General features: G+C 72.3%; 29 protein-coding genes. 17 read left to right on the plus strand and 12 right to left on the minus strand.

The window, feature by feature from the left end:
- Window positions 1-168: 168 nt before the first annotated feature.
- Both ABEB12_RS16810 and ABEB12_RS16815 read right to left on the minus strand, forming a co-directional pair.
- The gene (locus ABEB12_RS16810; RefSeq protein ID WP_185059481.1) at window positions 169-753 is read right to left on the minus strand and encodes a hypothetical protein; all 585 of its coding nucleotides are present in this window, start codon (window positions 751-753) and stop codon (window positions 169-171) included.
- A gap of 108 nt (window positions 754-861) precedes the next feature.
- Window positions 862-1,230: an RDD family protein gene (locus tag ABEB12_RS16815; protein WP_185059480.1), complete on the minus strand. Its 369-nt coding sequence runs from the start codon at window positions 1,228-1,230 to the stop codon at window positions 862-864.
- A gap of 73 nt (window positions 1,231-1,303) precedes the next feature.
- Between ABEB12_RS16815 and ABEB12_RS16820 the strand changes: the two genes are divergently transcribed.
- The gene (locus tag ABEB12_RS16820; RefSeq protein WP_185059479.1) at window positions 1,304-2,608 is read left to right on the plus strand and encodes a PepSY domain-containing protein; all 1,305 of its coding nucleotides are present in this window, start codon (window positions 1,304-1,306) and stop codon (window positions 2,606-2,608) included.
- Window positions 2,605-2,979: a hypothetical protein gene (locus ABEB12_RS16825; protein WP_185059478.1), complete on the plus strand. Its 375-nt coding sequence runs from the start codon at window positions 2,605-2,607 to the stop codon at window positions 2,977-2,979. Before ABEB12_RS16820 ends, ABEB12_RS16825 begins: the two co-directional genes overlap by 4 nt.
- A 182-nt stretch (window positions 2,980-3,161) precedes the next feature.
- On the opposite strand, the gene selD is transcribed toward ABEB12_RS16825, so the two are convergent.
- Window positions 3,162-4,196, minus strand: a complete 1,035-nt coding sequence (gene selD / locus ABEB12_RS16830) for a selenide, water dikinase SelD (protein ID WP_185059477.1) — start codon at window positions 4,194-4,196, stop codon at window positions 3,162-3,164.
- A gap of 49 nt (window positions 4,197-4,245) precedes the next feature.
- On the opposite strand from selD, the gene ABEB12_RS16835 reads away from it, so the two are divergent.
- The 3 genes from ABEB12_RS16835 (at window position 4,246) to ABEB12_RS42135 (ending at window position 5,808) form a co-directional block, all read left to right on the plus strand.
- Entirely contained in the window at window positions 4,246-5,013 is a 768-nt protein-coding gene (locus tag ABEB12_RS16835) for a putative protein N(5)-glutamine methyltransferase (protein WP_185061168.1), read from the plus strand.
- A 146-nt stretch (window positions 5,014-5,159) separates the two neighbouring features.
- Window positions 5,160-5,423 (plus strand): 30S ribosomal protein S18, encoded by a 264-nt coding sequence (rpsR, locus tag ABEB12_RS16840; protein WP_185059476.1) that lies wholly within the window; start codon window positions 5,160-5,162, stop codon window positions 5,421-5,423.
- Between the two features lie 169 nt (window positions 5,424-5,592).
- Window positions 5,593-5,808, plus strand: a complete 216-nt coding sequence (locus ABEB12_RS42135; protein ID WP_221497575.1) for an RGCVC family protein — start codon at window positions 5,593-5,595, stop codon at window positions 5,806-5,808.
- Between the two features lie 43 nt (window positions 5,809-5,851).
- On the opposite strand, the gene ABEB12_RS16845 is transcribed toward ABEB12_RS42135, so the two are convergent.
- The 3 genes from ABEB12_RS16845 to ABEB12_RS16855 form a co-directional block, all read right to left on the minus strand.
- Entirely contained in the window at window positions 5,852-6,361 is a 510-nt protein-coding gene (locus ABEB12_RS16845) for a DUF5994 family protein (protein WP_185059475.1), read from the minus strand.
- Between the two features lie 212 nt (window positions 6,362-6,573).
- The gene (locus ABEB12_RS16850; RefSeq protein ID WP_185061412.1) at window positions 6,574-6,756 is read right to left on the minus strand and encodes a hypothetical protein; all 183 of its coding nucleotides are present in this window, start codon (window positions 6,754-6,756) and stop codon (window positions 6,574-6,576) included.
- A gap of 26 nt (window positions 6,757-6,782) precedes the next feature.
- Window positions 6,783-6,917 (minus strand): hypothetical protein, encoded by a 135-nt coding sequence (locus ABEB12_RS16855; protein ID WP_345702883.1) that lies wholly within the window; start codon window positions 6,915-6,917, stop codon window positions 6,783-6,785.
- Window positions 6,918-7,105: 188 nt separating this feature from the next.
- Here ABEB12_RS16855 and selA point away from each other — a divergent pair, with 188 nt between their 5' ends.
- The 4 genes from selA (at window position 7,106) to ABEB12_RS16875 (ending at window position 11,086) form a co-directional block, all read left to right on the plus strand.
- Window positions 7,106-8,431 (plus strand): L-seryl-tRNA(Sec) selenium transferase, encoded by a 1,326-nt coding sequence (gene selA / locus ABEB12_RS16860; protein ID WP_185059474.1) that lies wholly within the window; start codon window positions 7,106-7,108, stop codon window positions 8,429-8,431.
- Window positions 8,422-10,245: a selenocysteine-specific translation elongation factor gene (gene selB / locus ABEB12_RS16865; RefSeq protein WP_185059473.1), complete on the plus strand. Its 1,824-nt coding sequence runs from the start codon at window positions 8,422-8,424 to the stop codon at window positions 10,243-10,245. Before selA ends, selB begins: the two co-directional genes overlap by 10 nt.
- Before the next feature lie 53 nt (window positions 10,246-10,298).
- On the plus strand, window positions 10,299-10,664 hold the full coding sequence (locus tag ABEB12_RS16870; protein WP_185059472.1) for an anti-sigma factor antagonist: 366 nt from the start codon (window positions 10,299-10,301) through the stop codon (window positions 10,662-10,664).
- Window positions 10,665-10,777: 113 nt separating this feature from the next.
- Window positions 10,778-11,086 (plus strand): WhiB family transcriptional regulator, encoded by a 309-nt coding sequence (locus ABEB12_RS16875; RefSeq protein WP_185059471.1) that lies wholly within the window; start codon window positions 10,778-10,780, stop codon window positions 11,084-11,086.
- Between the two features lie 80 nt (window positions 11,087-11,166).
- Here the strand turns inward: ABEB12_RS16875 and ABEB12_RS16880 are convergent, their stop codons facing one another.
- Window positions 11,167-11,820, minus strand: coding sequence for a hypothetical protein (locus ABEB12_RS16880; RefSeq protein ID WP_185059470.1), 654 nt, complete (start codon window positions 11,818-11,820; stop codon window positions 11,167-11,169).
- Window positions 11,821-11,967: 147 nt separating this feature from the next.
- Between ABEB12_RS16880 and ABEB12_RS16885 the strand changes: the two genes are divergently transcribed.
- The 4 genes from ABEB12_RS16885 to ABEB12_RS16900 all read left to right on the plus strand — a co-directional run bounded on the left by ABEB12_RS16885 (window position 11,968) and on the right by ABEB12_RS16900 (window position 15,195).
- Window positions 11,968-12,375, plus strand: coding sequence for an ATP-binding protein (locus tag ABEB12_RS16885; protein ID WP_345702884.1), 408 nt, complete (start codon window positions 11,968-11,970; stop codon window positions 12,373-12,375).
- A 74-nt stretch (window positions 12,376-12,449) separates the two neighbouring features.
- Window positions 12,450-13,214 (plus strand): SigB/SigF/SigG family RNA polymerase sigma factor, encoded by a 765-nt coding sequence (locus tag ABEB12_RS16890; RefSeq protein ID WP_185061167.1) that lies wholly within the window; start codon window positions 12,450-12,452, stop codon window positions 13,212-13,214.
- Window positions 13,215-13,240: 26 nt separating this feature from the next.
- Entirely contained in the window at window positions 13,241-14,716 is a 1,476-nt protein-coding gene (locus ABEB12_RS16895; protein ID WP_185061166.1) for an MFS transporter, read from the plus strand.
- A gap of 8 nt (window positions 14,717-14,724) precedes the next feature.
- Window positions 14,725-15,195, plus strand: a complete 471-nt coding sequence (locus ABEB12_RS16900) for a hypothetical protein (protein WP_185059468.1) — start codon at window positions 14,725-14,727, stop codon at window positions 15,193-15,195.
- Between the two features lie 440 nt (window positions 15,196-15,635).
- Here ABEB12_RS16900 and ABEB12_RS16905 read toward each other — a convergent pair whose 3' ends face one another.
- Together ABEB12_RS16905 and ABEB12_RS16910 are read right to left on the minus strand one after the other, a co-directional pair.
- The gene (locus tag ABEB12_RS16905) at window positions 15,636-16,451 is read right to left on the minus strand and encodes a leishmanolysin-related zinc metalloendopeptidase (RefSeq protein ID WP_185059467.1); all 816 of its coding nucleotides are present in this window, start codon (window positions 16,449-16,451) and stop codon (window positions 15,636-15,638) included.
- Window positions 16,452-16,459: 8 nt separating this feature from the next.
- Window positions 16,460-17,533, minus strand: a complete 1,074-nt coding sequence (locus ABEB12_RS16910) for a phosphotransferase (RefSeq protein WP_185059466.1) — start codon at window positions 17,531-17,533, stop codon at window positions 16,460-16,462.
- 346 nt (window positions 17,534-17,879) lie between these two features.
- Between ABEB12_RS16910 and ABEB12_RS16915 the strand changes: the two genes are divergently transcribed.
- Window positions 17,880-18,866, plus strand: coding sequence for a DJ-1/PfpI family protein (locus ABEB12_RS16915; protein WP_185059465.1), 987 nt, complete (start codon window positions 17,880-17,882; stop codon window positions 18,864-18,866).
- Window positions 18,841-19,482, plus strand: a complete 642-nt coding sequence (locus tag ABEB12_RS16920; RefSeq protein ID WP_185059464.1) for a DJ-1/PfpI family protein — start codon at window positions 18,841-18,843, stop codon at window positions 19,480-19,482. The genes ABEB12_RS16915 and ABEB12_RS16920 overlap by 26 nt, the downstream gene beginning before the upstream one ends.
- Here the strand turns inward: ABEB12_RS16920 and ABEB12_RS16925 are convergent, their stop codons facing one another.
- The 3 genes from ABEB12_RS16925 to ABEB12_RS16935 form a co-directional block, all read right to left on the minus strand.
- Window positions 19,483-20,514, minus strand: coding sequence for an LLM class F420-dependent oxidoreductase (locus tag ABEB12_RS16925; RefSeq protein ID WP_185059463.1), 1,032 nt, complete (start codon window positions 20,512-20,514; stop codon window positions 19,483-19,485).
- Window positions 20,515-20,642: 128 nt separating this feature from the next.
- Window positions 20,643-21,002 carry a rhodanese-like domain-containing protein gene (locus ABEB12_RS16930; protein WP_185061165.1) on the minus strand — a complete coding sequence of 120 codons (360 nt, stop codon included), beginning with the start codon at window positions 21,000-21,002 and terminating at the stop codon, window positions 20,643-20,645.
- A 20-nt stretch (window positions 21,003-21,022) separates the two neighbouring features.
- A complete protein-coding gene (locus ABEB12_RS16935; protein ID WP_345702886.1) occupies window positions 21,023-21,487 on the minus strand; it encodes a cysteine dioxygenase in 465 nt (154 codons plus the stop codon).
- A 217-nt stretch (window positions 21,488-21,704) separates the two neighbouring features.
- Here ABEB12_RS16935 and ABEB12_RS16940 point away from each other — a divergent pair, with 217 nt between their 5' ends.
- On the plus strand, window positions 21,705-23,054 hold the full coding sequence (locus ABEB12_RS16940; RefSeq protein WP_185059461.1) for an ATP-binding cassette domain-containing protein: 1,350 nt from the start codon (window positions 21,705-21,707) through the stop codon (window positions 23,052-23,054).
- The gene (locus ABEB12_RS16945) at window positions 23,054-23,821 is read left to right on the plus strand and encodes a hypothetical protein (protein WP_185059460.1); all 768 of its coding nucleotides are present in this window, start codon (window positions 23,054-23,056) and stop codon (window positions 23,819-23,821) included. Before ABEB12_RS16940 ends, ABEB12_RS16945 begins: the two co-directional genes overlap by 1 nt.
- The last annotated feature ends 53 nt before the right edge of the window (window positions 23,822-23,874 follow it).

Raw genomic sequence — 23,874 nt, forward strand, 5'->3', positions numbered from 1 at the left:
CCGGCTCGACCCGGCGGCGCACAAGAAACCGGGACGCCGCACACGTTGCACCATATGCGGCACCCCAGCTTCCCGCGCGGCGCCGAGCATCGACCGGAACACCGAATCAGGCGCGGCGCCGGTCGCCGGTCGGGGCGCCGGATCAGGTGCGGTGTCCCGACCTCCGGGTCAGAAGTCGCCGAAATCTCCGAAGTCGCCGAACCCCCCGTCGTCCGCGCCGGCGTCCGCCTCCGGCTCCGGCTCGGCGGCGGCCATGTCCTCGCCACCACCGGGCTCGTCGTCGAAGAACGCGTCGGCGATCGCCGTGCCGATGAACGCGCCGGCGACGCTGGCCAGCAGCGTGCCGGCGATCATGCCGCCCATCCCCATGCCCATGCCGCCGCGCCGGCCGCCGCCCAGGGTGCGTTCCATGGTTCCGGGCTGCGCCATCTCCGCCCGGGTGGCCATCCGCGCCAGGTCTTTCGGCTCGGTGGAGGTGGCCCGCTCGGACGGCGGGACCGTCGTGCTCATCTCGTTCAGCACCTGTTGGCGCTGCTCCGGGGTGAGCTTGGCGAACGCCTCCGCGTGCGCCTGCTCGATGGTTTCCGGCGGCGCGGTCTTGAGCATGTACCGGTAACGCTCGATGGCCACCTCGTCCGGATCCCTACTGCCCGCGGTGGGAGCAGCGGGGGCGGCGGGACGCATCCCGGCGCCCTGCTGGTGCGGCGCCGCCGGTGGCGCGAGCCGCTCCTTGATCTTGTCGAACAGCCCCATCGGACCAATGACCTCCGTACGCTGAGAAAAGGTTGAGACGTACAGCGAGGCAACGATCACCGCGAGTGCACGGTTCCCGGGTCGGGAGCGCAGTGGCGGGTTCGGATGTCAGTGCGTGCGGGCCAGCACCATCGTGTGCGACCACTCGTCGTAGAGGGTCCGCCGGCCGGCGCCCAGCACGGCGCCGATGCAGTACAGCCAGCCGAGGCCGAAGGTGGCCAGCCCGAGCAGCACCGCCAAGCCCTGATAGGCCAGCGCGCGTAGGGCCATCCGGGACCGGTCGGCGGGGCGGTTCGTCCAGCTGTCCACAACGCACACACCGAGCAGCCGCTTGCCCGGGGTCTCACCGCTGGCCCAGCAGTGCCACGTCCAGGCCAGCCAGCCGAAGCCCAGCGTGCCGGCGAACAGCACCACGTCCAGCAACCATGCGCCGAGCCGGCGGCGTCGGCCGGCCGGGGGCCAGTCAACCGGGTTCATTCGCTGGGCGACTCCGTTCCGCTAAGGCTAGCCTGCTCTCTAGTTAGGCGAGACTAACTCGGACGGAGGTTGGGTGTCGAGCGAGCTGCTCACCGCCGGCGGCGACCACCCGGGGGCGCGCAACGGCCACGTGGACACCCCGGCCCGCCGCCCCAGGCGGGCCAAGGCGCGCCGCCCGCACGGGCCGGTGAACCGCTGGTGGATCCGGCTGCACCGGTGGACCGCGCTGGTCCTCGGCCTGCTGTTCCTGGTGGAGGCGACCACCGGCGCCGTTCTGCTGTACGGCAACGACCTCGCCGAGCTGGCCCACCCCGAGCGCTACCGGGCCACCCCCAGCGACAACCCGTTGCCGCCCCTGGACGCGCTGCGCATGGTCCAGGCGCGGCATCCCGGACTGGGCGCCACCGGTGTGCAGCGCTACGGGGACATCTATCTGGTGCGCGGGGCCGGCGAGGGCCGCCGGTACACCGATGCGTTCGTGGACCCCGGGTCCGGGCGGATCAACGGCATCGGCGGCGAGCTGCCGGAGTTCGTCCTCCTGATGATCAATATCCACGACTGCGGGCTGACCTGCCCCGGGTTGCCCGGCTACCAGGAGTGGATGACCGCCAAGCTGCCGCCGCTGTTCGGCAAGGAGATCTCCGCCGGGTACTACCTGCTGGGTCTGCTCGGGGTGCTGGGTGTGTTCCTCGCGGTGTCCGGGGCGATCGTGTGGTGGCCGGGGTTGCGCGCGCTGGCCGGCGGGTTCCTGGTGCGCCGGGGGCGCGGCGCGTACACCCGTGACCTGGACCTGCACCGGGTGATCGGAATCGTGGCGGTGCCGTTCCTGCTGATGTGGGGGTTCACCGGCGCGGCCTTCTTCTACGATTGGCCGGCGCGGGCCTACTTCGCCGCGCTGCCCGGATCGGCCCGGCCGGACCCCGCGCCACCGACTCCGGGGACCGGACCGCTGCTCACCTTCGAGCAGGCGCGGGACGTGGCGCTGGCCGCGCACCCGGACGCGCGGGTGGCCGGGCTCGACTCCGTACATCCGGAACAGCCCGGCGGGATGTACACGTTCCGGCTGGCCAGGGGGCACGATCCGTACGAGTACTGGAACTGGTCGGGCTCGATCTCCGTCGCGGTGGACAGCCACGGCGGCGGCATCCAGGACTACGCGCCGACCGGGCCGGACACCCCCGCCACCCAGCGGCTGTGGGACGAGGGTTTCTACTACGGGCTGCACTTCGGCACCCTGGTCGGGCCGGGGCCCCGGGTGATCTGGCTGCTGTTCGGGCTGACCCCGATACCGCTCGCGGTGACCGGGCTGACCGTGTGGCTGACCAAGCGGCGCAGCGCTCGCAACCGCCGCCGCCGGGCTCGCGCGTCGACGTTGTGACCGGGCTGCTCGGCTTCTTCGCCGCCGGCTACGCCGGGCTGCTCGGGTTGTGGGCGCTGACCGCCGCCGGGTCGGGCGCCCGGCTGGGCGTGGCCTTCCTGGCCAGCCTGGCGCTGCTCGAACTGACCCTGCTGGTCCGGGCGGGGTTCGCGGTCGCCGGGCTGGCCTCCGAGCGGGTCTACGCCGAGCCGGCGGTGCACCTGGCCTACGCGATCGCCTCCGTCACCCTGCTACCCCTGCTGGCCGCCCTGACCCGCCCCGGATCGGACCCTCGGTCCCGCCCGGGCGACCGCTGGGACGCCCTACTGGCCGCCGTGGCCTGCGCCGCCATCATCGTGATCACCCTCCGCCTAACCGCCACCACCCGCTGATTCAGTCACTTCAGCAGGCTGATTCAGTCACTTCAGCAGCGTGATTCAGTCACTTCAGCAGGGTGATTCAGCCACTTCAGCACACTGATTCAGTCACTTCAGCCGCCAGAACGCACTGAATCAACCGCCAGAACGCACTGAATCAGCCGCCAGAAGGCACTGAATCAGGGGGGAGGGGGTGGTTAGTGGAGGTTGATGCGGCCGGTGCCGGTTTGGATGCGGCCGATGATCGCGGCGGTGCCACCTAGGCGGGCCACCGCCTCGGCCGCGCGCGCGGGCTCGGCGCCGAAGAGCAGGCCACCGGAGGTCTGCGCGTCGGCCAGCAGCAGTTGGTCCAGCTCGTCGGTGTCGCCGGGGTTCACCCGGTCCGCCGCCCAGGCCAGGTTGCGGCGCGTGCCGCCGGGGACCACGCCGGAGGCGGCCAGCTCGCGGATGCCCGGCATGATCGGCACCGCCGCCACGTCCAGCGTCACGTCCACCCGGGACGCCTCGGCCATCTTGCGCAGGTGCCCGAGCAGGCCGAAGCCGGTCACGTCGGTGGCCCCGGTGGCGCCGGCGGCCAGGGCGGCGGCGGATGCGGCGGCGTTCGGGGTGATCATCGAGGTGGTGGCCCGCTCGACCACGTCGGCCGGGGCGACCCCGGCCTTCACCGCCGAGGTGGCGATGCCGGTGCCCAGGGCCTTGGTGAGCACCAGCGCCTCGCCGTCGCGCAGGCCGGCGTTGGTGAGGATCCGGTCCGGGTGCACCTCACCGACCACGGCCAGCCCGTACTTGGGTTCCGGGTCGTCCACGCTGTGCCCGCCGACCACGGCGAACCCGCACTCCCGGCCGGCGTCCGCGCCGCCGGCGAGCACCTCGGCCAGCAGCTCCGTGGACAGCTCGGTGGACGGCCAGGCCACCAGGTTCAGCGCGAACAGCGGTCGCCCGCCCATCGCGTAGACGTCGGAAACCGCGTTGGTGGCGGCGATGCGGCCCCAGGTGCGCGCGTCGTCGACCAGCGGGGTGAAGAAGTCGGTGGTGGCCACCAGTGCGCGGTCCGCGTCCAGCCGCCACACGGCGGCGTCGTCGCCGGTCTCGGTGCCCACCAACAGGTCGGGGTGGGTGTGGGGGGTGAACGAGGCGAGCACCTCGCTGAGCAGTCCGGGGGCCAGCTTGCAGGCGCACCCCCCGCCATGGCTGAACTCCGTGAGCCGCCGCGTTTCCGATGTCGCCGTCACCCCTCGAGGTTAGCCGCATAGGGTGCGCAAGGTGGGTGACCTGGTGACGATGCTGCGCGCCGCCGGCTGCGTGTTCGCCGAGGAGGAAGCGCGGCTGATCACCGAAGCCGCCGGGACGCCCGGCGAGCTCGCCGCGATGGCCCGGCGGCGGTCCGGCGGCGAACCGCTCGAGCAGGTGCTCGGCTGGGCGGAGTTCGCCGGCTTGCGGATCGCGCTGACCCCCGGGGTGTTCGTGCCCCGCCGGCGCACCGAACGACTGGTGGACCGGGCCGTCGAGGTCACCGCGGAAACCGGAGCCGTGGTGGTCGACCTGTGCTGCGGTTCGGGCGCGATCGGAGCCGCACTGACCGCCCGGCTCGGCCGGCCGGAGCTGTACGCGGTGGACATCGACCCGTCGGCGGTGGACTGCGCCCGGCACAACCTGCCGGGCGCGCGGGTCTACCTGGGCGACCTGTACGAGCCGTTGCCCGCCGGCCTGCGCGGCCGGGTGAACCTGCTGGTGGCGAACGTGCCGTACGTGCCGACCGGGGCCATCCCGCTGCTCCCCCCCGAGGCGCGGCTGCACGAGCCGCGCACCGCGCTGGACGGCGGCGCCGACGGGTTGGACGTGCTCCGGCGGGTCGCCGCCGAGGCGCCGCGCTGGCTCGCCCCCGGCGGCCACGTGCTGTTCGAGGTCGGTGAGGAACAGGTCGGCGCGGCGACGACGGCGATCGCGCTGGCCGGGCTCGCCCCGGCGGTCGCCCGCGACGCCGACTCGTCCGGCGCCGTCGTACTGGGCACCGCGCCGAACCCCGCCGCCGAAGTACCGCAAATGTGAAGCCGTCGGAAGTGAACACCAGGGCGGCGCCTAATCCCGGCCAGGCCACAGGAGCGTGTAGGGTGACATTGTCCTAATTTATGAGAGTACATCGAAGCGAAATCATTCGACATTTGGCATCTTCACCCTGATTTTCGGAGGCATCTTTGCGCAAGCGACCGGAACGTGAACCAAAGAAGAAGGTGTGCATGCTTTGTCGAGACAAAGCATGGGACATCGACTATAAAGACACGGGGTTGTTGCGAAGGTTTCTGTCCGATCGAGGCAAGATTCGCTCACGCCGGATCAGCGGTAACTGCCGCCAGCATCAGCGCGACGTCGCGGTCGCGGTGAAGAATGCGCGCGAGGTGGCGCTGTTGCCGTACTCCTCGGTCGGCCCCCAGAAGAGCGGTGGGTCTCGGCGAACCTGACACCCGCATCGAGCCCACCCGCGTTCACCCTGATGGGGCCGTTCCACAACGAGCCCCCACCGCCACCAGCGTAGGCTGACAACGTCCTGGTTGGAGGGCACCTCTCCGATCTGCCCAGCCAGGAGCTCCACGTTCCCGTCGGCCACGCCGACGGAGTGAGGCCGCCGCAATGACGACCGGCTCGAATGACAGCGCGCCCACATCCAAACCCGACGCGTGCCAGGCGTGCGACCACGACCAGGCATCCCACGACGCCACCGCGAAACGATTCTGCGAATCAACGCTCAGCCAGGCGTTGGACCGAAACTGCATCTGTCGCATTGCCGAACCCGCCAAGCATTCGCGAGCACCAATGTACGGCCGAGGCAGATTCAGCGGGGCATGACCGGGTTCTGGCGGATCCGGGTGGATCGGTCACCCGGATCCGCTCAATTGACGGCTTGATTACCCCCGGCGCTCGCGATGTCGTTGCCCGGATCAGCCGCGGAGGCCGCGACCAGTAGCTGTGTCGGGTCCTCGGCATTGTTCGCCGCCGAGGCCCGCGCCAGCGCATCGTGGCCGGCCGCCTGGGTTGCCCCCGGAGGTATCACCAGCAGGGTGATCCGATGTACGCGGCCGAGCACGTCCACCGTGTCGGCGTGCTGGTGGCGGTAGCCACCCAGCCGCAACAGCGCCCCGTCGACGCGGAACTCGCGGACGGCCGGTTCCCACGCAACCGGGTTGTAGCTGATCCGCTCGGCGCCACCCAACATGCCTCGCAACGCCTTGGCCAGCACCGGGACTTCCGCGACCAGATCGCGGGAATACGGCCACCAGGCACCGTCGACGTAACCGGTCGCCGATATTCCTCGGCCGATGTCGGGCTTGAGCGTCAACCTTAATGGCCGGAGCAGCTTCCACGCCGCGGAAATTGCCACAACTCGCGGGACCGACATCATGTCGGCACTTCCCGTCCTCAGCCGTCTCACGACCGATATCAGCGAGACCCGGAAACGATGTCGATTTGGGCACCGACACACGAAATACTTCCGGCCTCTCCGAGCCTACGCCACCGAGCCGCCTCGGACTCGCGTTCAATGTCCTGGGCGTTTGGATTCGACGGCCGCCGCCGGGTCGGCCGCGAGCGGACCCGGCGGCGGTCGCCGGGTCTTCAGGCCTTGCTACGGGTCCGGCCGGCGCGAGCGTCCAGCCCGAGCATGGCGAGCAGTTCGATGCAGTCGTCTATGCCGCTGGCCCGGGACGCGATAACCTGCGCGGCTTTGTCATTCTGGATGGCGATGTTGTACTCGTAGGCGGCCTGCGAGCGGGCGTAACGCGTGTTCTCGTGAGACACGCTCCGCGCGTTCATGGAGCGGTGCGTCATGCCGTCCCCCGGTCGCTCGACGAGCCCCGGGTCAGATCGTCGGCCTTTTTCTGTTTTTTGATCGCACGCTTTTCTTTGATCGATTTGGCGGATTTCTTGCTCAACGCCTGGCGGGGGGACTTGTCAGACATCGCGCTCCTCAACGAGACCGCCACTTCCACGCGGCTCGCACTGATCGGATTCGGCCGTCGGTGATCGACCCGGATGCTGCCGGTCCCTCCCAAGTCCGAGCGCGACATCAAAACCACTGGGGCGGTTCCGGACGGTCGCGGTGCCCACAGTACGCGCCCTCGTGCTGGACAGCTCTAGGCTCAACGAGGTGGGCGTACCCGACAACGACGTGCGCCGGCTGGTGCCGAGGACCGACGCGGTGCTGGCGGAGCCGGAGCTGGCCGAACCCCTGCACCGCCTGGGCCGGGCGCTGGTGAAGCGCGCGGTCAACGACGCCCAGCGGAGGGTGCGGGCCGGCGAGCTCGCACCGGAGCGGGTGACCGAGGCGACGCTCGACGCGCTGCCCGAGACCGCCGCGCCCAGCCTGACCAGGGTGCTCAACGCCACCGGGGTGCTGCTGCACACCAACCTGGGCCGCGCTCCGCTCTCGGCGGCGGCGGTGGCGGCGCTCCAGCTGGCCGCCGGCACCTGCGATGTCGAGCTGGACCTGGACACCGGCGCTCGCGGCCGCCGGGGCCGGGGCGCGCTGGGCGCGCTGGCCGAGGCCGTGCCCGACGCCGGCGCCGTACACGTGGTGAACAACGGCGCGGCCGCGCTCGCCCTGGTCGCCACCGCGCTGGCCGGCGGCAACACCAACAAGGAGATCGTGATCGCCCGGGGCGAGCTGGTGGAGATCGGCGACGGGTTCCGCATCCCGGAGCTGCTGGCCAGCACCGGCGCCCGGCTGCGCGAGGTGGGCGCCACCAACCGGGTCCGGCTGGCCGACTACGCCGACGCGATCGGCCCGGAAACCGCCTTCCTGCTCAAGGTGCACCCGTCCAACTTCCGGATCACCGGCTTCACCTCGTCGGTGCCGGTCGCCGAGCTGGCCACGCTGGAGCCGCCCCTGGTGGTGGACATCGGCTCCGGCCTGCTCGCGCCCGAGCCCCGGCTGCCCGCTGAACCGGACGCGGCCACCGTGCTCGGCCAGGGCGCCGACCTGGTCACCGCGTCCGGGGACAAGCTGCTCGGCGGCCCGCAGGCCGGCCTGCTGCTCGGCGGGCCGGGCGACGGCGCCGAGCTGGTGCAGAGGCTGCGCCGGCACCCCATGGCCCGCGCGCTGCGGGTGGACAAGCTGACCCTGGCCGCACTGGAAGCCACCCTCACCGGCCCCCCGACCCCGACCGCCACCGCCCTGCACACCGACCACACCACGCTCCGGTCACGAGCGGAAGCCCTGGCCGGACGACTGCGCACGGCGGGCGTCGACGCACACCCGAAGGACACCGAGGCCACCGTGGGCGGCGGAGGCGCGCCCGGGGTGACCCTGCCCAGCGCGGCCGTCGCGCTGCCCGAGCGCTACGCCGAGGCACTGCGCAAGACCCGGCCGGCGGTACTCGGCCACCTCGACGGCGGCCGGTGCCTGCTGGACCTGCGCACGGTCAGCCCGGAGGACGACGAGCGGCTTTACGAAGCGGTCAGAGCATGCACGTGATCGCCACCGCCGGGCACGTGGACCACGGCAAGTCCACCCTGGTCCGCGCGCTCACCGGGATGGAACCGGACCGCTGGGCGGAGGAACAGCGGCGGGGCATGACCATCGACCTGGGCTTCGCCTGGACGACCCTGCCGGGCGGCCAACAACTGGCGTTCGTGGACGTCCCCGGGCACGAGCGGTTCGTCAGCACCATGCTGGCCGGCATCGGGCCGGTGCCGGCGGTGATGTTCGTGGTGGCCGCCGACGAGGGCTGGATGCCGCAGTCCGGTGAACACCTGGACGCGCTGGCCGCGCTCGGCGCCACGCACGGGCTGCTCGTGGTCACCCGGTCCGATCTGATGGAACCCGAGCTGGCGCTGGCCGAGGCCCGGGAGCACCTGGCCGGCACGCCGCTGGCCGACATGCCCGGCATCGGCGTCTCCGGGGCCACCGGCGCCGGGCTGGACCAGCTGCGCGGCGCCCTCGCCGAGCTGGTCACGCGGTTGCCCGAGCCGGACCCGGATGCCGATGTCCGGCTGTGGGTGGACCGCGCGTTCACCATCCGGGGCGCCGGGACGGTGGTCACCGGCACGCTGGCCGCCGGCACCCTGCGGATGGACGACGAGCTGCGGCTGGAACCGGGTGGCCGGGCGGTCACCGTGCGCGGCCTGCAGTCCCTCGGCGAGCCGGTGGGCGAGGCGCGCGGGGTGTCCCGGGTCGCGGTGAACCTGCGCGGGCTGCCCCGGGACGCGGTGGGCCGGGGGCATGCGCTGGTCACCCCGGACCGCTGGCTGACCAGCGAGGTGATCGACGTGCGGCTCACCTCCGCGCCACCGCCCGGCGAGCTTCCGGCCGAGCTGACCCTGCACATCGGGGCGGCCTCGGTGCCGGCGCGGGTGCGCCCGCTCGGCTCCGGTGACGACACCGACACCGCGCGCCTGACCCTGCGCACCCCGCTGCCGCTGCGCATCGGCGACCGGGCGCTGCTGCGCGACCCCGGCCGGCACCGGATCGCCGCCGGGTTGACCGTGCTGGACGTGCGGCCGCCCGCCCTGCGCCGGCGCGGGGCGTCCGCCCGCCGGGCCGACGAGCTGCGGGCGGTCGGCGAGACCCCGGACCCGGTGAGCGAGCTGGCCCGGCGGGGCCTGGTGCGGCGCGGCGAGCTGCTGGCCATGGGCATCCCGCCGGCCGCCCTGGATGCGGCGGCCGCCGAGACCGCGCTGGCGGACGGCGACTGGCTGCTGCACACCGCGACCGCCGGCGAGCTGGCCACCCGGCTGCTGGCCGCCGTCGCCGAGCACGACGCGGCCGACCCGTTGGACCCCGGCGTGCCGCTCGGCGCGGCGCGACGGGCGCTGGACCTGCCGACGAACCGGCTGGTCGAGGCCCTGGTCGCGGTGGAACCGGCGGCCGGGCGGCTGGTTTCCCGGGACGGCCGGATCCGGCGGGCGGACGAGGACAGCGCCGGACTGCCCGAACCGCTGCGGGCCGCGCGGGACCAGCTGCACACCGAGCTGACGGCTAACCCGTTCGGCGCACCCGACGCGAACCGGCTGGCCGAACTGGGACTCGGCGCCAGGGAGCTGGCCACCCTGGTGCGGGCGGGCGAGCTGGCGAAGGTCGCCGACGGGGTCTACCTGCTGCCCGGCGCCGAACGGGCGGCGGTGGAGGTGCTCCGCACGCTCGGCACCGGGGAGTTCACGCTCAGCGAGGCCCGGCTGGCGCTGGACACCACCCGCCGGGTGGCCGTCCCGCTGTTGGAGCGCCTGGCCCGCCTGGGCCTCACCGAACGCACGCCGGAGGGACAACACCGGGTGCGCGCAACGCGTTGAGCCGAACGTGCCACAAGTTGTTCCGCCGCCCCGACCGGCATACCGTCGGCCTCGTGACACAGCAGTCGACGGAGAACCCGATCAGTGTCGAGCTCGACGTGCCCGCCGAGGGCATCGCGGTGTTGCGGGTCGCCGGCGAGGTCGACATGCTCACCTCCCCCACGCTGCGTCAGCGCATCGCGGAGGCGTTCGGCGGCGGTTTCCGCCGGGTGATCCTGGACCTGGACGCGGTGGACTTCATCGGCACCAGCGGCCTGGCCGCGCTGGTGGAGGCCCGTTCCGAGGCGGGGCGCCAGCAGATCGACCTGTGGCTGGCCTGCTCCGCGCACCGGATCCTGCGCCCGCTGGAGATCGCCGGGCTGCTCGAGCTGTTCCAGATCACCGACGCGGCCGGCCGGGTTCTGGGCGACCCGGCCTGAGGAAACCTACTGTGACGTAAACCTCTCCTGGTCCGGAGGTTTGACACCGCCCCGGCCGGGGAACAACCCCGGCGGGGTCGCGGCGTGCCGACCGGACGAAAAGAGGTGGATTCGTGACTGACTTCTCCCGCTTGCCGGGGCCGTCGGAGCATGAATGGCAGTGGCAGCGGTTGGGCTCCTGCCGGGGCATGGACAGCGGCACTTTCTTCCATCCCGATGGCGAGAGGAACCCGTCCCGCGCCCGGCGCACCGAGCGCGCCAAGCAGGTTTGTGCCGGGTGCCCGGTGATCGTGCCGTGCCGTGAGTTCGCCCTGCGCACCCAGGAGCCGTTCGGCGTATGGGGCGGCCTGGCCGAGTCCGAGCGACGGGCCATCATCGAACGACAGCGCGAGACCCGCCACCCCGAACCGGTGGCCAGCTAGCCAGCTCCTGGGGGCGGACGAGCCCCCGGCGGTCAATGCCGACCGTCGGGGGCTCCGTTTTCCTCAGGCCCGTTCGGGCCTCAGCCCATGCCGAAATGCTCCAGGCGCCCGCTCAGCGGGGTGACCTGGGTGGCGCACGCGTCCAGCGCCGCGCACTTGCGTGTCCATTCGGCGGTGTCCAGCTCCAGGTCGGTGGCCGAGCCGCCCGGCGTTGCCGGGTAGCGCAGCAGCGGCAGCTGGTAGACCTCGCAGATTCGTTCCGCGGCCTCCGCCAATGCCTCGCCCGACCCGCCGCCCATCGCCGGGGCCATGCAGAACACCCCGGGCTCGGGGTCGAAACCGACCAGCTCGGAAAGCCCGGCCAGCAGGTCGTCCACCCGGTCGGGGCCGATCGGCAGCGGCAGGGCCAGCCGGTGCCGGCGCACCCCGGGGACCTCGAGACGGCTCAGCGCGATCGCCGCCGACCGGTCGGCGGCCGGTGCGGCATCCGCGGCCACCAGCACGTCCACCTGGATCTTCGCCGCGGCCAGCCGCTGCAGCAGGCCGGCGGTGGCCAGCAGGAACTCGGGCAGGTGCACGGTCACCGCGACCACCTGCCGGGCGCGGCGCAACCGCGCCGGCAGCCGCATTCGGGCGGACGGCGGCGGCGTCAGCGTGTCCAGCGCGCCCGGCGGAGAGGTGTCACCCGAGGACGCTCGTCCCCAGGCGATACCGCCCGCGTCGCCCGCAGTCATGCCATCCCCCCTGCTTGTTGATACTTACTTAACTCTGCGAACGGCTTCTCATGTGCCAATTGGGACGCAATGCGACAAACGGTCTCGAAAGATCCACGAACGGTCGCCAGGCGGACCCATCCCCAACGGGGTCGTATGCTGCCGCACGTGTCTTTCCCCTCGCCCGACGGCCCAACGGTCGAGATCCGCATCTCGGCCCGGCCAGAGCTGATTCCCACCGTTCGCGCGGTCGCCTCCGACCTGGCCGGGAGGGCCGACTTCGATCTCGATGCCATCTCGGACCTGCGCATGGCCGTGGACGAGGCGTGCGCCACGCTGGTCGGGCTCACCACCGAGGACCGGGTGCTGAGCTGCCGGTTCTTCGTGGGCAAGGAACACATCGAGGTGGTCGCCAGCAGCCCGGCGGTGCCGACCGAAGGGGAGGTCAGCACGGCCAGCTTCGGTTGGCGGGTGCTGCAGACGCTGGCCGACGAGGTCAGCAGCAGCCGGGGCCTGGACGGCCAACCGGATGCGGTGGTCATCCGCCTGGTCAAGCACGCCGGCGCGGCCAAGTGAGCTCGCCCGACTCGCCCGATCCGCCCAACGGCCCGACCGATCAGCCGGACGGCGCGGCGTCCTCGGCGTCGTCCGTGTCCTCCTCGGAGTACGAGCACCTGGTCCCGCTGCTGTCCGAGTACGCCGGGCTGGACCCGGACGACCCGCGCCGGGAGAAGCTGCGCGACCAGCTGGTCACCGGTTACCTGCCGGTTGCCCAGCACATCGCCCGCCGGTTCGCGCACCGGGGCGAGCCGCTGGAGGACCTCACCCAGGTGGCCACGGTGGGGCTGATCAACGCGGTGGACCGGTTCACGCCGGAACGGGGCACCGACTTCTTCTCCTTCGCGGTGCCCACCATCAGTGGTGAGGTGCGCCGGCACTTCCGCGACCAGAGCTGGTCCATGCGGGTGCCCCGGCGGCTGAAGGACCTGCACGTCTCCATCAACGCGGCGGTCGCCGAGCTGTCCCAGCAGCTGGGCCGGGCGCCCAAGCCGAGCGAGCTGGCCCGGCGGCTGGAGCTGCCGGTGAGCGAGGTGCTGGAGGGCCTGGAGGCGGCGCAGGCCTACCGCAGCTCGTCGCTGGACGAGATGCTTTCCACCGACGAGAGCGGCACCACCCTGGGCGACCTGCTCGGCGCGGCGGACGCCGAGCTGGACCGGGTGGACTACCAGCAGGCGCTGCAGCCCCTGCTGGCCGAGCTGCCGGACCGGGAGCGCAACATCCTGATGCTGCGCTTCTTCCTGAACATGACCCAGACCCAGATCGCCGACCGGGTCGGGGTGTCCCAGATGCACGTGTCCCGGCTGCTCACCCAGACCCTGGCCAAGATGCGCGAACGCCTGGAGACCAACCCGTGAACCAACCGGCCGGCGGGACGCTGCGGATGGGCCAGGCCGGCGGGCGCTGGGTGCTCACGGCGGCCATCGGGGGCTCCGGGCTGGCCATGCTGGACGCCACCGTGGTGAACGTGGCCCTGGACCGGATGGGCCGCGACCTCGGCGCGGACTTCGCCGCGCTGCAGTGGATCGTCAACGGCTACTCGCTGTCCCTGGCCGCCCTGATCCTGCTGGGCGGCGCGCTGGGCGACCGGTTCGGCCGGCGCCGGGTGTTCGTCATCGGGGTGGTCTGGTTCGCCGCCGCCTCCGCGCTGTGCGGGCTGGCGCCGGACGCACCGCTGCTGATCGCCGGGCGGGTGCTGCAGGGCATCGGCGGGGCGCTGCTCACCCCGGGCAGCCTGGCGCTGATCGCCGCATCCTTCTGCCCGGAGGACCGCTCGCGGGCGATCGGCGCGTGGTCCGGGCTGGGCGGTCTGGCCGGCGCGGTCGGGCCGTTCGTCGGCGGCGCGCTGGTGGCCTGGGACTGGCGGGCGGTGTTCTGGGTGAACGTGCCGGTGGCCGCCGCCATCGTGGTGATCGCGCTGCGGCACGTGCCGGAGTCGCACGACCCGGACGCCACCGGCGGTATCGACGTGCCCGGGGCGGTGCTCGGCGTGCTCGGCCTGGGCGGGGTCACCTACGCACTCACCGAGGCCGGATCCGGCCTGCGCCCGTCGGTGCTGGTCTCCGGGGTGGTCGGGGTGCTGGCGCTGGCCGGGTTCCTGGTCGTGGAGGCGCGCTCGCCGCACCCGCTGGTGCCGCTGTCGATGTTCCGGAACCGTTCGTTCAGCGTTTCCAACGCGGCCACGCTACTCATCTACGGCGCGCTGGGCGTGTTCTTCTTCCTGCTGGTGCTGCAGCTGCAGACGGTGTCCGGGTTCTCCCCCACGGTGGCCGGCACGGCGATGCTGCCGGTCACCGCGCTGATGCTGCTGCTCTCCGCGCGGGCCGGCGGGCTGGCCGACCGGTTCGGCGCGCGGCCGTTCATGACGATCGGGCCGCTGCTCGCCGCCGGCGGGTTCCTGCTGGCCACCCGGATCGGGCCGGGCTCGGGTGATCTGACCGGCTACCTGACCGAGGTGCTGCCGGCCACCGTGCTGCTCGGGCTGGGCCTGGCCGCCACGGTGGCGCCGCTCACCGCGACCGTGCTGGCCTCCGCCGACGCCCACCACGCGGGCGCCGCGTCCGGGGTGAACAACGCGGTGGCCCGGTCCGCCGGGCTGCTCGCGGTCGCGGTCATCCCCGGGCTGGTCGGCCTGATGGGGGCGGACTACACCGACCCGGTCGCCTTCGACGCCGGTTTCACCGGCGCCATGCTGATCGGCGCGGGGCTGCTGGTCGCGGCCTCGCTGATGGCCCTGTTGCTGACCCGCCCCGCACCCGCACCCGAGCCGACGCCCACGCCGACCGCCGCGCCGAAGCTCAGACTGGCGGAGTGCGCCCACTGCGGGGTGGCCGCCCCGCAGTTGCACCCGAGGGAATGATTACCGCCATGACCCCGTTGCGCGTCACCGCGCTCACCATGGTCAACAAGCCGGCCGCCGAGGTGCACACCGCGCTGCTCGACTACGAGCAGGTGCGTCCGGCACTGCTCACCGAGGAGTTCACCGACTACCAGGTGCACGGGACCGAGGTGGGCTGGACGCTGCTCGTGGACGAGCGCCGCCCGAAGTTCCTCTACCGGATGTTCGGCGCACACAAGCGGCCCACCTGGGCCTGCCGCGCCCACGTCGAGGCCGGGGAGCTGAGCGTGGTGGAACGCGACACCGAGCGCCCCCTGGTCACCACCTGGACCGTCACCCCGAACGGCGAGACGCGCTGTGTGGTGCAGGTCCAGCTGGACTGGGAAGGCCCGGACGGCACCCGCGCCCGCCTGCGCGAGAAACTGGCCCTGCGCAAGACCTACGAAACCCTGCTCAGCAACCTGCACGAACACTTCGAACCCAAACGCCCCCGCAAGTAGCGCCGCTCCCCGCCTCGCCTCACCCCGAGCCGACCCGGCGGTCGTCGCAACGCCGTTTGGTTATGGGTGCAAGTAGTTGGTTGACGGCTTGGGCCTTGGTTACGGACCGTGGTCGGCCGGCTCGGTCGTCTTCATCGAGCGCTGGCACAGTCCGGTCTCCTCCGTGATCGAAGCGGACTCGGCCAGCGCTCGACGGGCAAGGATGGCGCGGATTCGCTCGACAGCCACCCCGGCCATCACGGTGCGTAGCGAAAGAGCCGCCGATCACCGTCCGTAGCGGCCGAAACGCAACAGGCCGCACCCAAACCTCGCCAGACCCCAAGCCGCGCCGTCCAAGACGATCTTTAAACCGACACCGCGCCCTACCTGACGCCGCACAGCCCACACCTGGTGCGGCGTCACGGTTACCCAGGGAACGGCGCGGAGACGGTGCGGTGGGTTTATGCCGTGAGCACCCGGGGGGCGGGGCGGCGGGTGCGGAGGCGGGCGTGCAGCTCCAGGGCGCGCTCGGCCGACTCGGGGGCCGGGGCGAGCGTGTAGGGCTCAGCGGCGGCCAGGTCCACCTGGTAGCCGAGGTCGCCCATGCCGGCCACGGTGAGCGCCGAAAGCGGGTTGCCCGGGGTGGCGATGTAGCCGGTCATCAGCTCCAGGCCGAACGTGGACTCCCGCCAGTGGCCGTCCCGGGTGCCCTGGCCGCCGGTGTTCTCCACCGGCACCGAGGCGGCCTTCCGGTCCCCGGAGAGCTCCCGGTAGGCGGCGACCGCGCCGGCCCCGCTGAACGCCGGATTGTCGCCGCCGGCACCGGTGATCAACCGCTTGCGGGTCCAGATGGTGCCGAAGCCGAGGACGTGCCCCATCTCGTGGGTGATCACGTCGTGCAGCGTGCCGACGCGTTCCATCTCGGCCAGGTCGTCCGAGTCGAACTCCATCGTGCCGGCCGCCGGCAGGTACGCCGCCGCACCGGCCGAGGCGGGGCGCAGCTGGGTCGGCCCGGCCTGCCCGAGCACGCCCGCCGGGCCGTCGATCGAGCTGCCGCTGGCGTCGATGCGCACGTCGTCGACCTCTTCACCGTCCACCACGGCGGTCGGCAGGTCGCCCACGATGACCTTGGCCCAGCGGTCGGCCGCCGCGGTGAACGCCTCCTGCTGGCGGTCCGTGAGGCCGCCGTGGAAGCGCACCTCGATGGCGAACGGCGAGTCGGTCGCGGCCAGTTCCCGCGCCCTGGCCCGGTCCGCCACCGCCCGGTAGACCTGCATGTTTCCCCTTATGGCAGCTCGTCCAGCAACGCGTCGGCGACCCGCGCGAGAGCGGGCACGATACCGCTCAGCTCGGCGTTGTGCTCGTTGCGGCTGTCGCCGGCCAGTGCCCGGTTGGCCAGCTGCTGGTAGACGGTGGCGGTCTTCCATTTGGCGAAGGCCAGGTACCAGGTGACGCCGCCGACGTCGGTGCCGGTGCGTTCGGCGTAGCGAGCGGCCACCTCGTCACGGCTGGGCAGCTCGAGCTCCGGCGGGTAGCGCACCGCGCCCTGCAGCTCCGGCGGGTCGCTGGCGTCCGGCACGTAGTTGAGCAGCGTGCCGAGGTCCACCAGCGGGTCGCCCAGGGTGGCCATGTCCCAGTCGAAGACCGACTTCACCCGGTCCGGGTCGCCGAGGTCGTACTGACAGTTATCGATCTTGAGGTCGTTGTGCACGATGCCGTCCGACTGGGTGGCCGGCAGCGTCGCGGCCAGCCGCTCACCGACCTGGGCCATCGCCTCGGCGGCCGTGCCGCCCTCGGGGGCGGACAGCTCCCATCGGCGCGCCCACCCGGAGACCTGCCGGGCGACGAAGCCCTCCGGCCGGCCGAGGTCGCCGAGGTCACACTCGTCCGGGTCCACCAGGTGCAGGTCGGCCATCGCGTCGACCACCCCGAACATCAGCCGCCGGCCCAGGTCGGGCTGGCCGCGCAGCTCGTCGGGGAGCACGTCCCGGATCACCGCGCCGTCCCGGTACTCCATGACGAAGCAGTCCGCGCCGGCGATGGAGTGGTCGTCGGTGAACGCGTACGCCCTCGGCGCGCGGTCGTAGGACCGCCACAGCCGGGACAGCACCTTGAACTCCCGGCCCATGTCGTGCGCGCCCGGCGCGATCTTCCCGAACGGCGGCCGGCGCAGCACCAGCCGGGTGCCGCCGATCTCGATCAGGTAGGTCAGGTTGGCCCGGCCGTGCGGGAACTGCAGCACGTTCAGCGGGCCGGACAGTTCCGGCACCTCGCCACGCAGCCAACGCCCGATGGTCGCCCAGTCCAGCTCGTCGCCCTTGCGCACGGCCGACGCCGCGGCCGGTCGATCACTCGCCATGCCGAGACGTTATCCGCGAACGCCCCACCCCGCGACCCGTCCCCCTCACCCCCTCCCACCTGATTCAGTCCCTTCAGCACGGTGATTCAGTCACTTCAGCAGGGTGGTTCAGTCACTTTGTGCACTCCGGGTGCGCTCCGGGCGGCCCAGGCGGCTGGCCAGCATTACTGAAGTGACCGAACCACCGTGCTGAAACCACTGAACCACCGTGCTGAATCCACTGAACCACCGTGCTGAAGCCACCGAACCACCGTGCTGAAGTGACTGAATCAGGTGGAGGGGGGATGGCAGGAAAGGTGGGGGTTGTGGCGTTGTGGACGCGGGCGGGTGGGGGCAGGGTTGAGGGGTGCGGGTGCTCGCGGTGTTGTTCGACGGGGTGCAGAGCCTGGACGTGACCGGGCCGCTGGAGGTGTTCTGCGGGGCGAACATCTGGTGCGAACACCGACGGGCCGGCCCCGCGTACCGGATCCGCACGGCCAGCCTGGGCGGCCGGCCGGTGCGCGCGTCCAACGGCCTGCTCATCACCCCGGATGCCGACCTGCTGGAACAGCCCACCCCGGACCTGCTGCTGGTGCCCGGCGGCGCCGGCACCGCCGGGCCGGACCCGGCACTGGTCGACTGGGTGCGCACGGTCGGCGCGCACGCGGCGCGCCTGGTCTCCGTGTGCACCGGGGCGTTCCTGCTGGCCGAGGCGGGCCTGCTGGCCGGGCGCGGCGCGACGACGCACTGGGCGTACTGCGCAACGCTGGCCGCGCGGTTCCCGGACGTCACGGTGCGACCCGAACCGATCTTCGTGCGGGACGGCCGGCTGGCCACCTCGGCCGGGGTCACCGCCGGCATCGACCTGGCGCTGGACCTGGTGGAGGACGACCTCGGGCACGAGGCCGCGCTCACCATCGCCCGCCACCTGGTGGTCTTCCTGCGCCGGCCGGGCAACCAGGCCCAGTTCAGCGCGCAGCTGGCCACCCAGCTGGCCCGCCGGGAGCCGCTGCGCGACGTGCAGCAGTGGATCCTGGAGCACCCGGACGCCGACCTCTCCGTCGCCGCGCTGGCCCGGCGGGCGCACCTTTCGCCCCGGCAGTTCGCCCGGGCGTTCGCCGCCGAGGTGGGCATGCCGCCGGGCCGCTACGTGGACCAGGTCCGGCTGGAGGCCGCCCGCCGCCGGCTGGAGGACAGCGGCGACGGCATCGCCGAGACGGCCGCCGCCTGTGGTTTCGGCACGCCCGAGGCGATGCGCCGGGCGTTCCTGCGCAACCTCGCGCTCAGCCCCGCCCAGTATCGAGACCGATTCCAACCAGGAGGACGCCGTGCGGATCGCCGTGCTGTTGTATGACCGCTTCACCACGCTGGACGCGATCGGCCCCTACGAGGTGCTGTCCCGGCTGCCCGGCGCCACCGTGACGTTCGTCGCGGCCCGCCCCGGGCCGGTGCGCAACGACGTGGGCAGCGTGGCACTGCTCGCCGAGGCCGCGATGGACGAGCTGACCGACCCGGACATCGTGCTGGTCCCCGGCGGCCCGGGTCAGGGGGACCTGATGGACGACGCGCCGACCCTGGACTGGCTGCGCACCGCCGACGCGACGAGCACCTGGACCACCTCGGTGTGCACCGGTTCGCTGCTGCTCGCGGCGGCCGGCCTGCTGACCGGCCGCCGGGCCACCACGCACTGGTTCCTCACCGAGGCGCTGTCCCGGTACGGCGCCACCCACGCCGTGGGCGAGCGGGTGGTGATGGACGGCAAGTACGTCACCGCCGCCGGGGTGTCCGCCGGCATCGACATGGCGCTCACCCTGGCCGGCAGGATCGCCGGTGACGAGCTGGCCCAGGTCGTCCAGCTGGCCATCGAGTACGACCCGGACCCGCCCTACTCCGCCGGCTCGCCGGCCAAGGCGCCCGCCGAGGTGGTGGACGGCCTGCGCGCCAACATGGCCGTCCTCCTCGGCAACTAGTTAGGAGATCCACTCCTTCACCTGGGCCAGCAGCTTGGCCGGGTCGGAGCCGATCGGGGTGACGTGCAGGTGGGTCACCCCGGCGGCGCGCAGCGCGGCGATGCGGTCGCGGACGAACTCCGGCGGGCCGATCAGGTTGGAGTTGGCGATGAACTCCTCGGGCAGCGCGGCGGCCGCCTCCTCCTTGCGCTTGTCCAGGTAGAGGTCCTGGATGAGCTTGGCCTCGTCCGGGTAGCCGTAGCGCTGCATGACCGTGTTGTAGAAGTTCTTGCCGCGCGCGCCCATGCCGCCGATGTACAGCGAGGACACGCCCCGGGCGAAGGCCCGCGCGCCGTCGAAGAACTCGGGCTCCAGCGCCAGCACGCCGCCGCCGGTGAACTGCAGCTCGCCCAGCTCGGGGGCGCGCTTGGCCTTGCCGGCGCGCAGCGCGTCGCCCCACACCTGATCCAGCCGTTCCGGGTAGAGCAGGAACGGCAGCCAGCCGTCGGCCAGCTCGGCGGTCATCTCCACGTTCTTGTCGCCCAGCGCGGCCACCCAGATCGGGATGCGGTCCCGCACCGGATGGTTGATGATCTTCAGCGGTTTGCCCAGGCCGAGTCCCTGGCCGGGCGGCAGCGGCAGGTTGTAGATGCCCTTGTGCTCGACCACCTCGCGGCGCCAGACCTTGCGGCAGATCTCGATGACCTCCCGGGTGCGGGCCAGCGGCTGGTCATAGGGCACGCCGTGCCAGCCCTCGATGACCTGCGGCCCGGAGGCGCCGAGCCCCAGGATGGCCCGCCCGCCGGAGACCGCGTCCAGGCCGGCGGCGGTCATCGCGGTGAGCGTGGGGGTGCGGCTGTAGATGGGCAGGATGCCGGAGCCGATCTCCAGCCGCTCGGTCTTCGCGGCCAGGTAACCCATGACGGTGGGGGCGTCGAAGCTGTACGCCTCGGCGATCCACGCCGTGTCCAGGCCGGCCCGCTCCATCGCCTCGACCTGGGCGAGCGTCTCCACCGGGTTGCCGCTGTACATCACCTGGGAGCTCAGTTTCATACGGCAACCCTATTCGGCCGGGCGCGCAAGTCAATAACAACGTTACGAGAGGTGCCTCTCACGGAGCTCCCTCTTGAGCACCTCACCGGCGTGGTTGCGGGGCAGCGACTCGACCGGAGGTATAACAGCTACCGGTTGGTAGGTAAGCCGGCGGCCCGCCAGGCGTGGAAACCCCCGACCAGGTCGGTGGCCCGGTGCAGCCCCAGTTCCTGCAGCGACGCGGCCGCGAGGCTGGAGGTGTACCCCTCCGAGCAGAAGATCACCACCGGCACGTCGTGGCCGGTGGCCTGCTCGATCCGGGCGTCGCTGGTCGGGTCCAGGCGCCACTCCAGGTGGTTGCGCTCGATCAGCAGGGCGCCCGGGATGCTGCCCTCGGTGCACCGCTGCCAGTCCGGCCGGATGTCCACCAGCAGCGCGCCGGCGGACACCGCGCGGGCCGCCTCCGGCGGTTCCAGCCGGTGCAGGCGGGCGCGCGCGTTGGCCAGCATCTGGTCGATCGTGAGGTGGCTCACGCCCCCACCGCCTCCGGTTCGCGGGTGAGCTCGCTGCGCGTGCGGCGCAGCCGGCCGTCCGGCTCGACCCGGTAGTAGGACATCGCGGTCAGCGGCGGCGAGTAGGCGTGCACGCTGACCGCGGGGACGGGCGCGACGTTCGTCACGTCGTGCACGTGGCCGGCCTTGAACCCCACGCTCACCCCGGCGGGAAGGGTACGCGTGCGCAGGCCGCGGCGGTTCCACGCGTGTTCGGTGAGCACCCCGGAGACCACGGTCAGCGCGCCCAGCGAGCCGGCGTGGTCGTGCAGCTCGGCGATCTGCTCGCGCGCCCAGGAGATCAGCCAGACGTCCACGTAGCCGTCGCTGGACAGCAGCTGGTACCAGCGGCGTTCCGGATCCACCTGGACCTGGTGCCGGCCGGCCCGGACGTCCTGGGCGACCTGCATGGTGAGTTGGCGCAGTTCGGGCACGGTGAGCACGGGGAGAACTCCAGGGCTGAGAGAAACGACGGCGGGGCGGAAACGCTCAGCCGCGGCGACAGCACTGGTCGAAATGGTGCGCGCGACGCCCCACCCAGAAACCCTCGAGCAACTCACCGGCGCGCATGAGGTCATTTCACCACAAAACTGGTTAAGTTTTCCACCCGGGTCGGAGGGCGGACGAGGTCACGGGTCGCCATCAGGCAAGATGGGCCCGATGAACGGCGGCGGAAACGACGGCGGACAGAACAGCGCCGGAGACGGCACCGGGCGCATCGTGGCGCGCAACCTGTCCAAACGGTTCGGACCCGTGCAGGCGGTGCGCGACCTGAGCTTCGTGGTGGAGCCCGGCCTGGTCACCGGCTTCCTCGGCCCCAACGGGGCCGGCAAGACCACCACCCTGCGGGCGGTGCTCGGCCTGGTCACGCCCACCGAGGGCGAGGTCACCATCAACGGCGTGCCGTACACCCGGCTGGAGCGCCCGGGCACCGTGGTCGGCGCGGTGCTGGACTCGAACGGCTTCCACCGCTCCCGCAAGGCGCGCGCCCACCTGCGCATGTACTGCGCGGCCATCGGCGTCCCGGACGCGCGGGCGGACGAGGTGCTCACGCTGGTCGGCCTGTCCGACGCGGCCAACCGCAAGGTGGGCGGGTTCTCCCTGGGCATGAAGCAGCGGTTGGCCCTGGCCACCGCGCTGCTCGGCGACCCCAAGGTGCTGATCCTGGACGAGCCCGGTGCCGGCCTCGACCCGGAGGGCGTGGCCTGGCTGCGCGGGTTCCTGCGGTCCTTCGCCGCCGGCGGGCGCACCGTGCTGGTGTCCAGCCACCAGCTGGCGGAGATCTCCCAGACCGTCGACCAGGTGATCATCATCAGCCAGGGCTCGCGGGTGTTCGGCGGGCCGCTGGAGGCGCTGCGGGTGCACCAGGGCGACCGGGTGCACGTGGAATGCGCCGACCCGGCCAAGCTGGCCGCCGCGCTCGCCGAGCGCGGCTTCGCCGACATCCAGTCCGGCTCGGACGGCAGGCTGACCGTCACCGGCGTGCCGCGCACCGTCGTCGGCGACGCCGCGCTGGCCGCCGGGGTGGCCATCTACGGACTCACCCAGGAGGAAGCCGACCTGGAACGCCACTTCCTGGAGCTCACCTCCGGCCAGTACCGCCCGGTGGACGAGCCGCTGGACCGGGCGATGCCCGGCATGGCCGAAGTACTCGGCCTGCCCGGCACCGACACGCCGAACGCCGCGCCGAGCCATTCCGGGCCGGGACAGTCCGGGACGACCGCACCCGGGCAGGCCGCACCGGGACAGTCCGGCACCGCCGGGCCGGGAGCGCTCGGGCCGGGACACGCCGGGCCGGCCGCGCCGGGGCAGTCCGGGTCGGACGCATCGGGGCAGTCGTCGGCGGACGAGTCGGAGCCGTCCCCGTTCGCCCGTCCGGCCGGCCGCTCCCCGTTCGAACAGTCCGCGCCGGGAACGCCGCCCGGCCGGGACGAACCGCCCTCCAACCATGACGCCCCCGACCGGTCGGCCTCCGGACAGCCGGTGTCCGGCCAGGAAGGAGCCCGCTGATGCCCGCGCTCGGAATGGTCGGCCTGGTCAACGCCGAGGCGCGCAAGACCTCCTCCACCGCCGCCTGGTGGGCGCTGCTCATCCCGGCGGTTCTGCTGTGCCTGCTGGTCACCGCGATCTCGGAGAGCAGCGCGGCGGTGGCCGTCGCCAAGGCGCTGGTGTTCGTGGCACCGTTCGCCGCCGTGTTCGGGGTGGTCTGCGCGGCCGCCGAGTTCAGCCACCGGACCATCACCACCAGCTACCTGACCGCGCCCGGCCGCGCCCAACTGGTGCTGGCCAAGGTCGCGCTGGCGGCGGGGGTGGGCGCCGGCTACGCGCTGGTGTGCGTGCCGTTCGGGCTGCTTGGGATCGTGCTCGGCGGCAACGAAATGGGCAGCGGCGCGTTCTCGACCGTGCTCGGGCTGACCCTGGTCGGCATGGTCGTCTACGCGCTCTGGGCCATCGTCGGCGTGGGCATCGGCATGCTGATCGGGAACCAGATCGCCGCCGTGCTGACCGTGGTGCTCTACCTGACCCTGGTCGAGCTGATCGTCGAGCTGATGGCCATCTGGGTGTTCAGCCTGGAGAACGTCCGGGAGTTCCTGCCCAAGGGCTCCGCCGACCAGACCCTGGCCGGGTTCGCCGGGGATGTGTCGATCGACCGGCTGCTGGAGGCGCCGACGCTGGACGTGACGCCGTGGTGGGTCACGCTGCTCGTGTTCTGCGGCTACGCCGCGGTCGCCGTACTCGGCGGCATAGCCGGCGCCCAACACCGCGACATCACCTAGTGCGGTGACCACAAACGTTCACCGCACTTGCCCCGAACCATGGTCATCAGGAC

The organism is Actinospineispora eucalypti (genome assembly GCF_039543365.1).
GTDB classification, from domain to species: Bacteria; Actinomycetota; Actinomycetes; order Mycobacteriales; family Pseudonocardiaceae; genus Pseudonocardia; species Pseudonocardia eucalypti.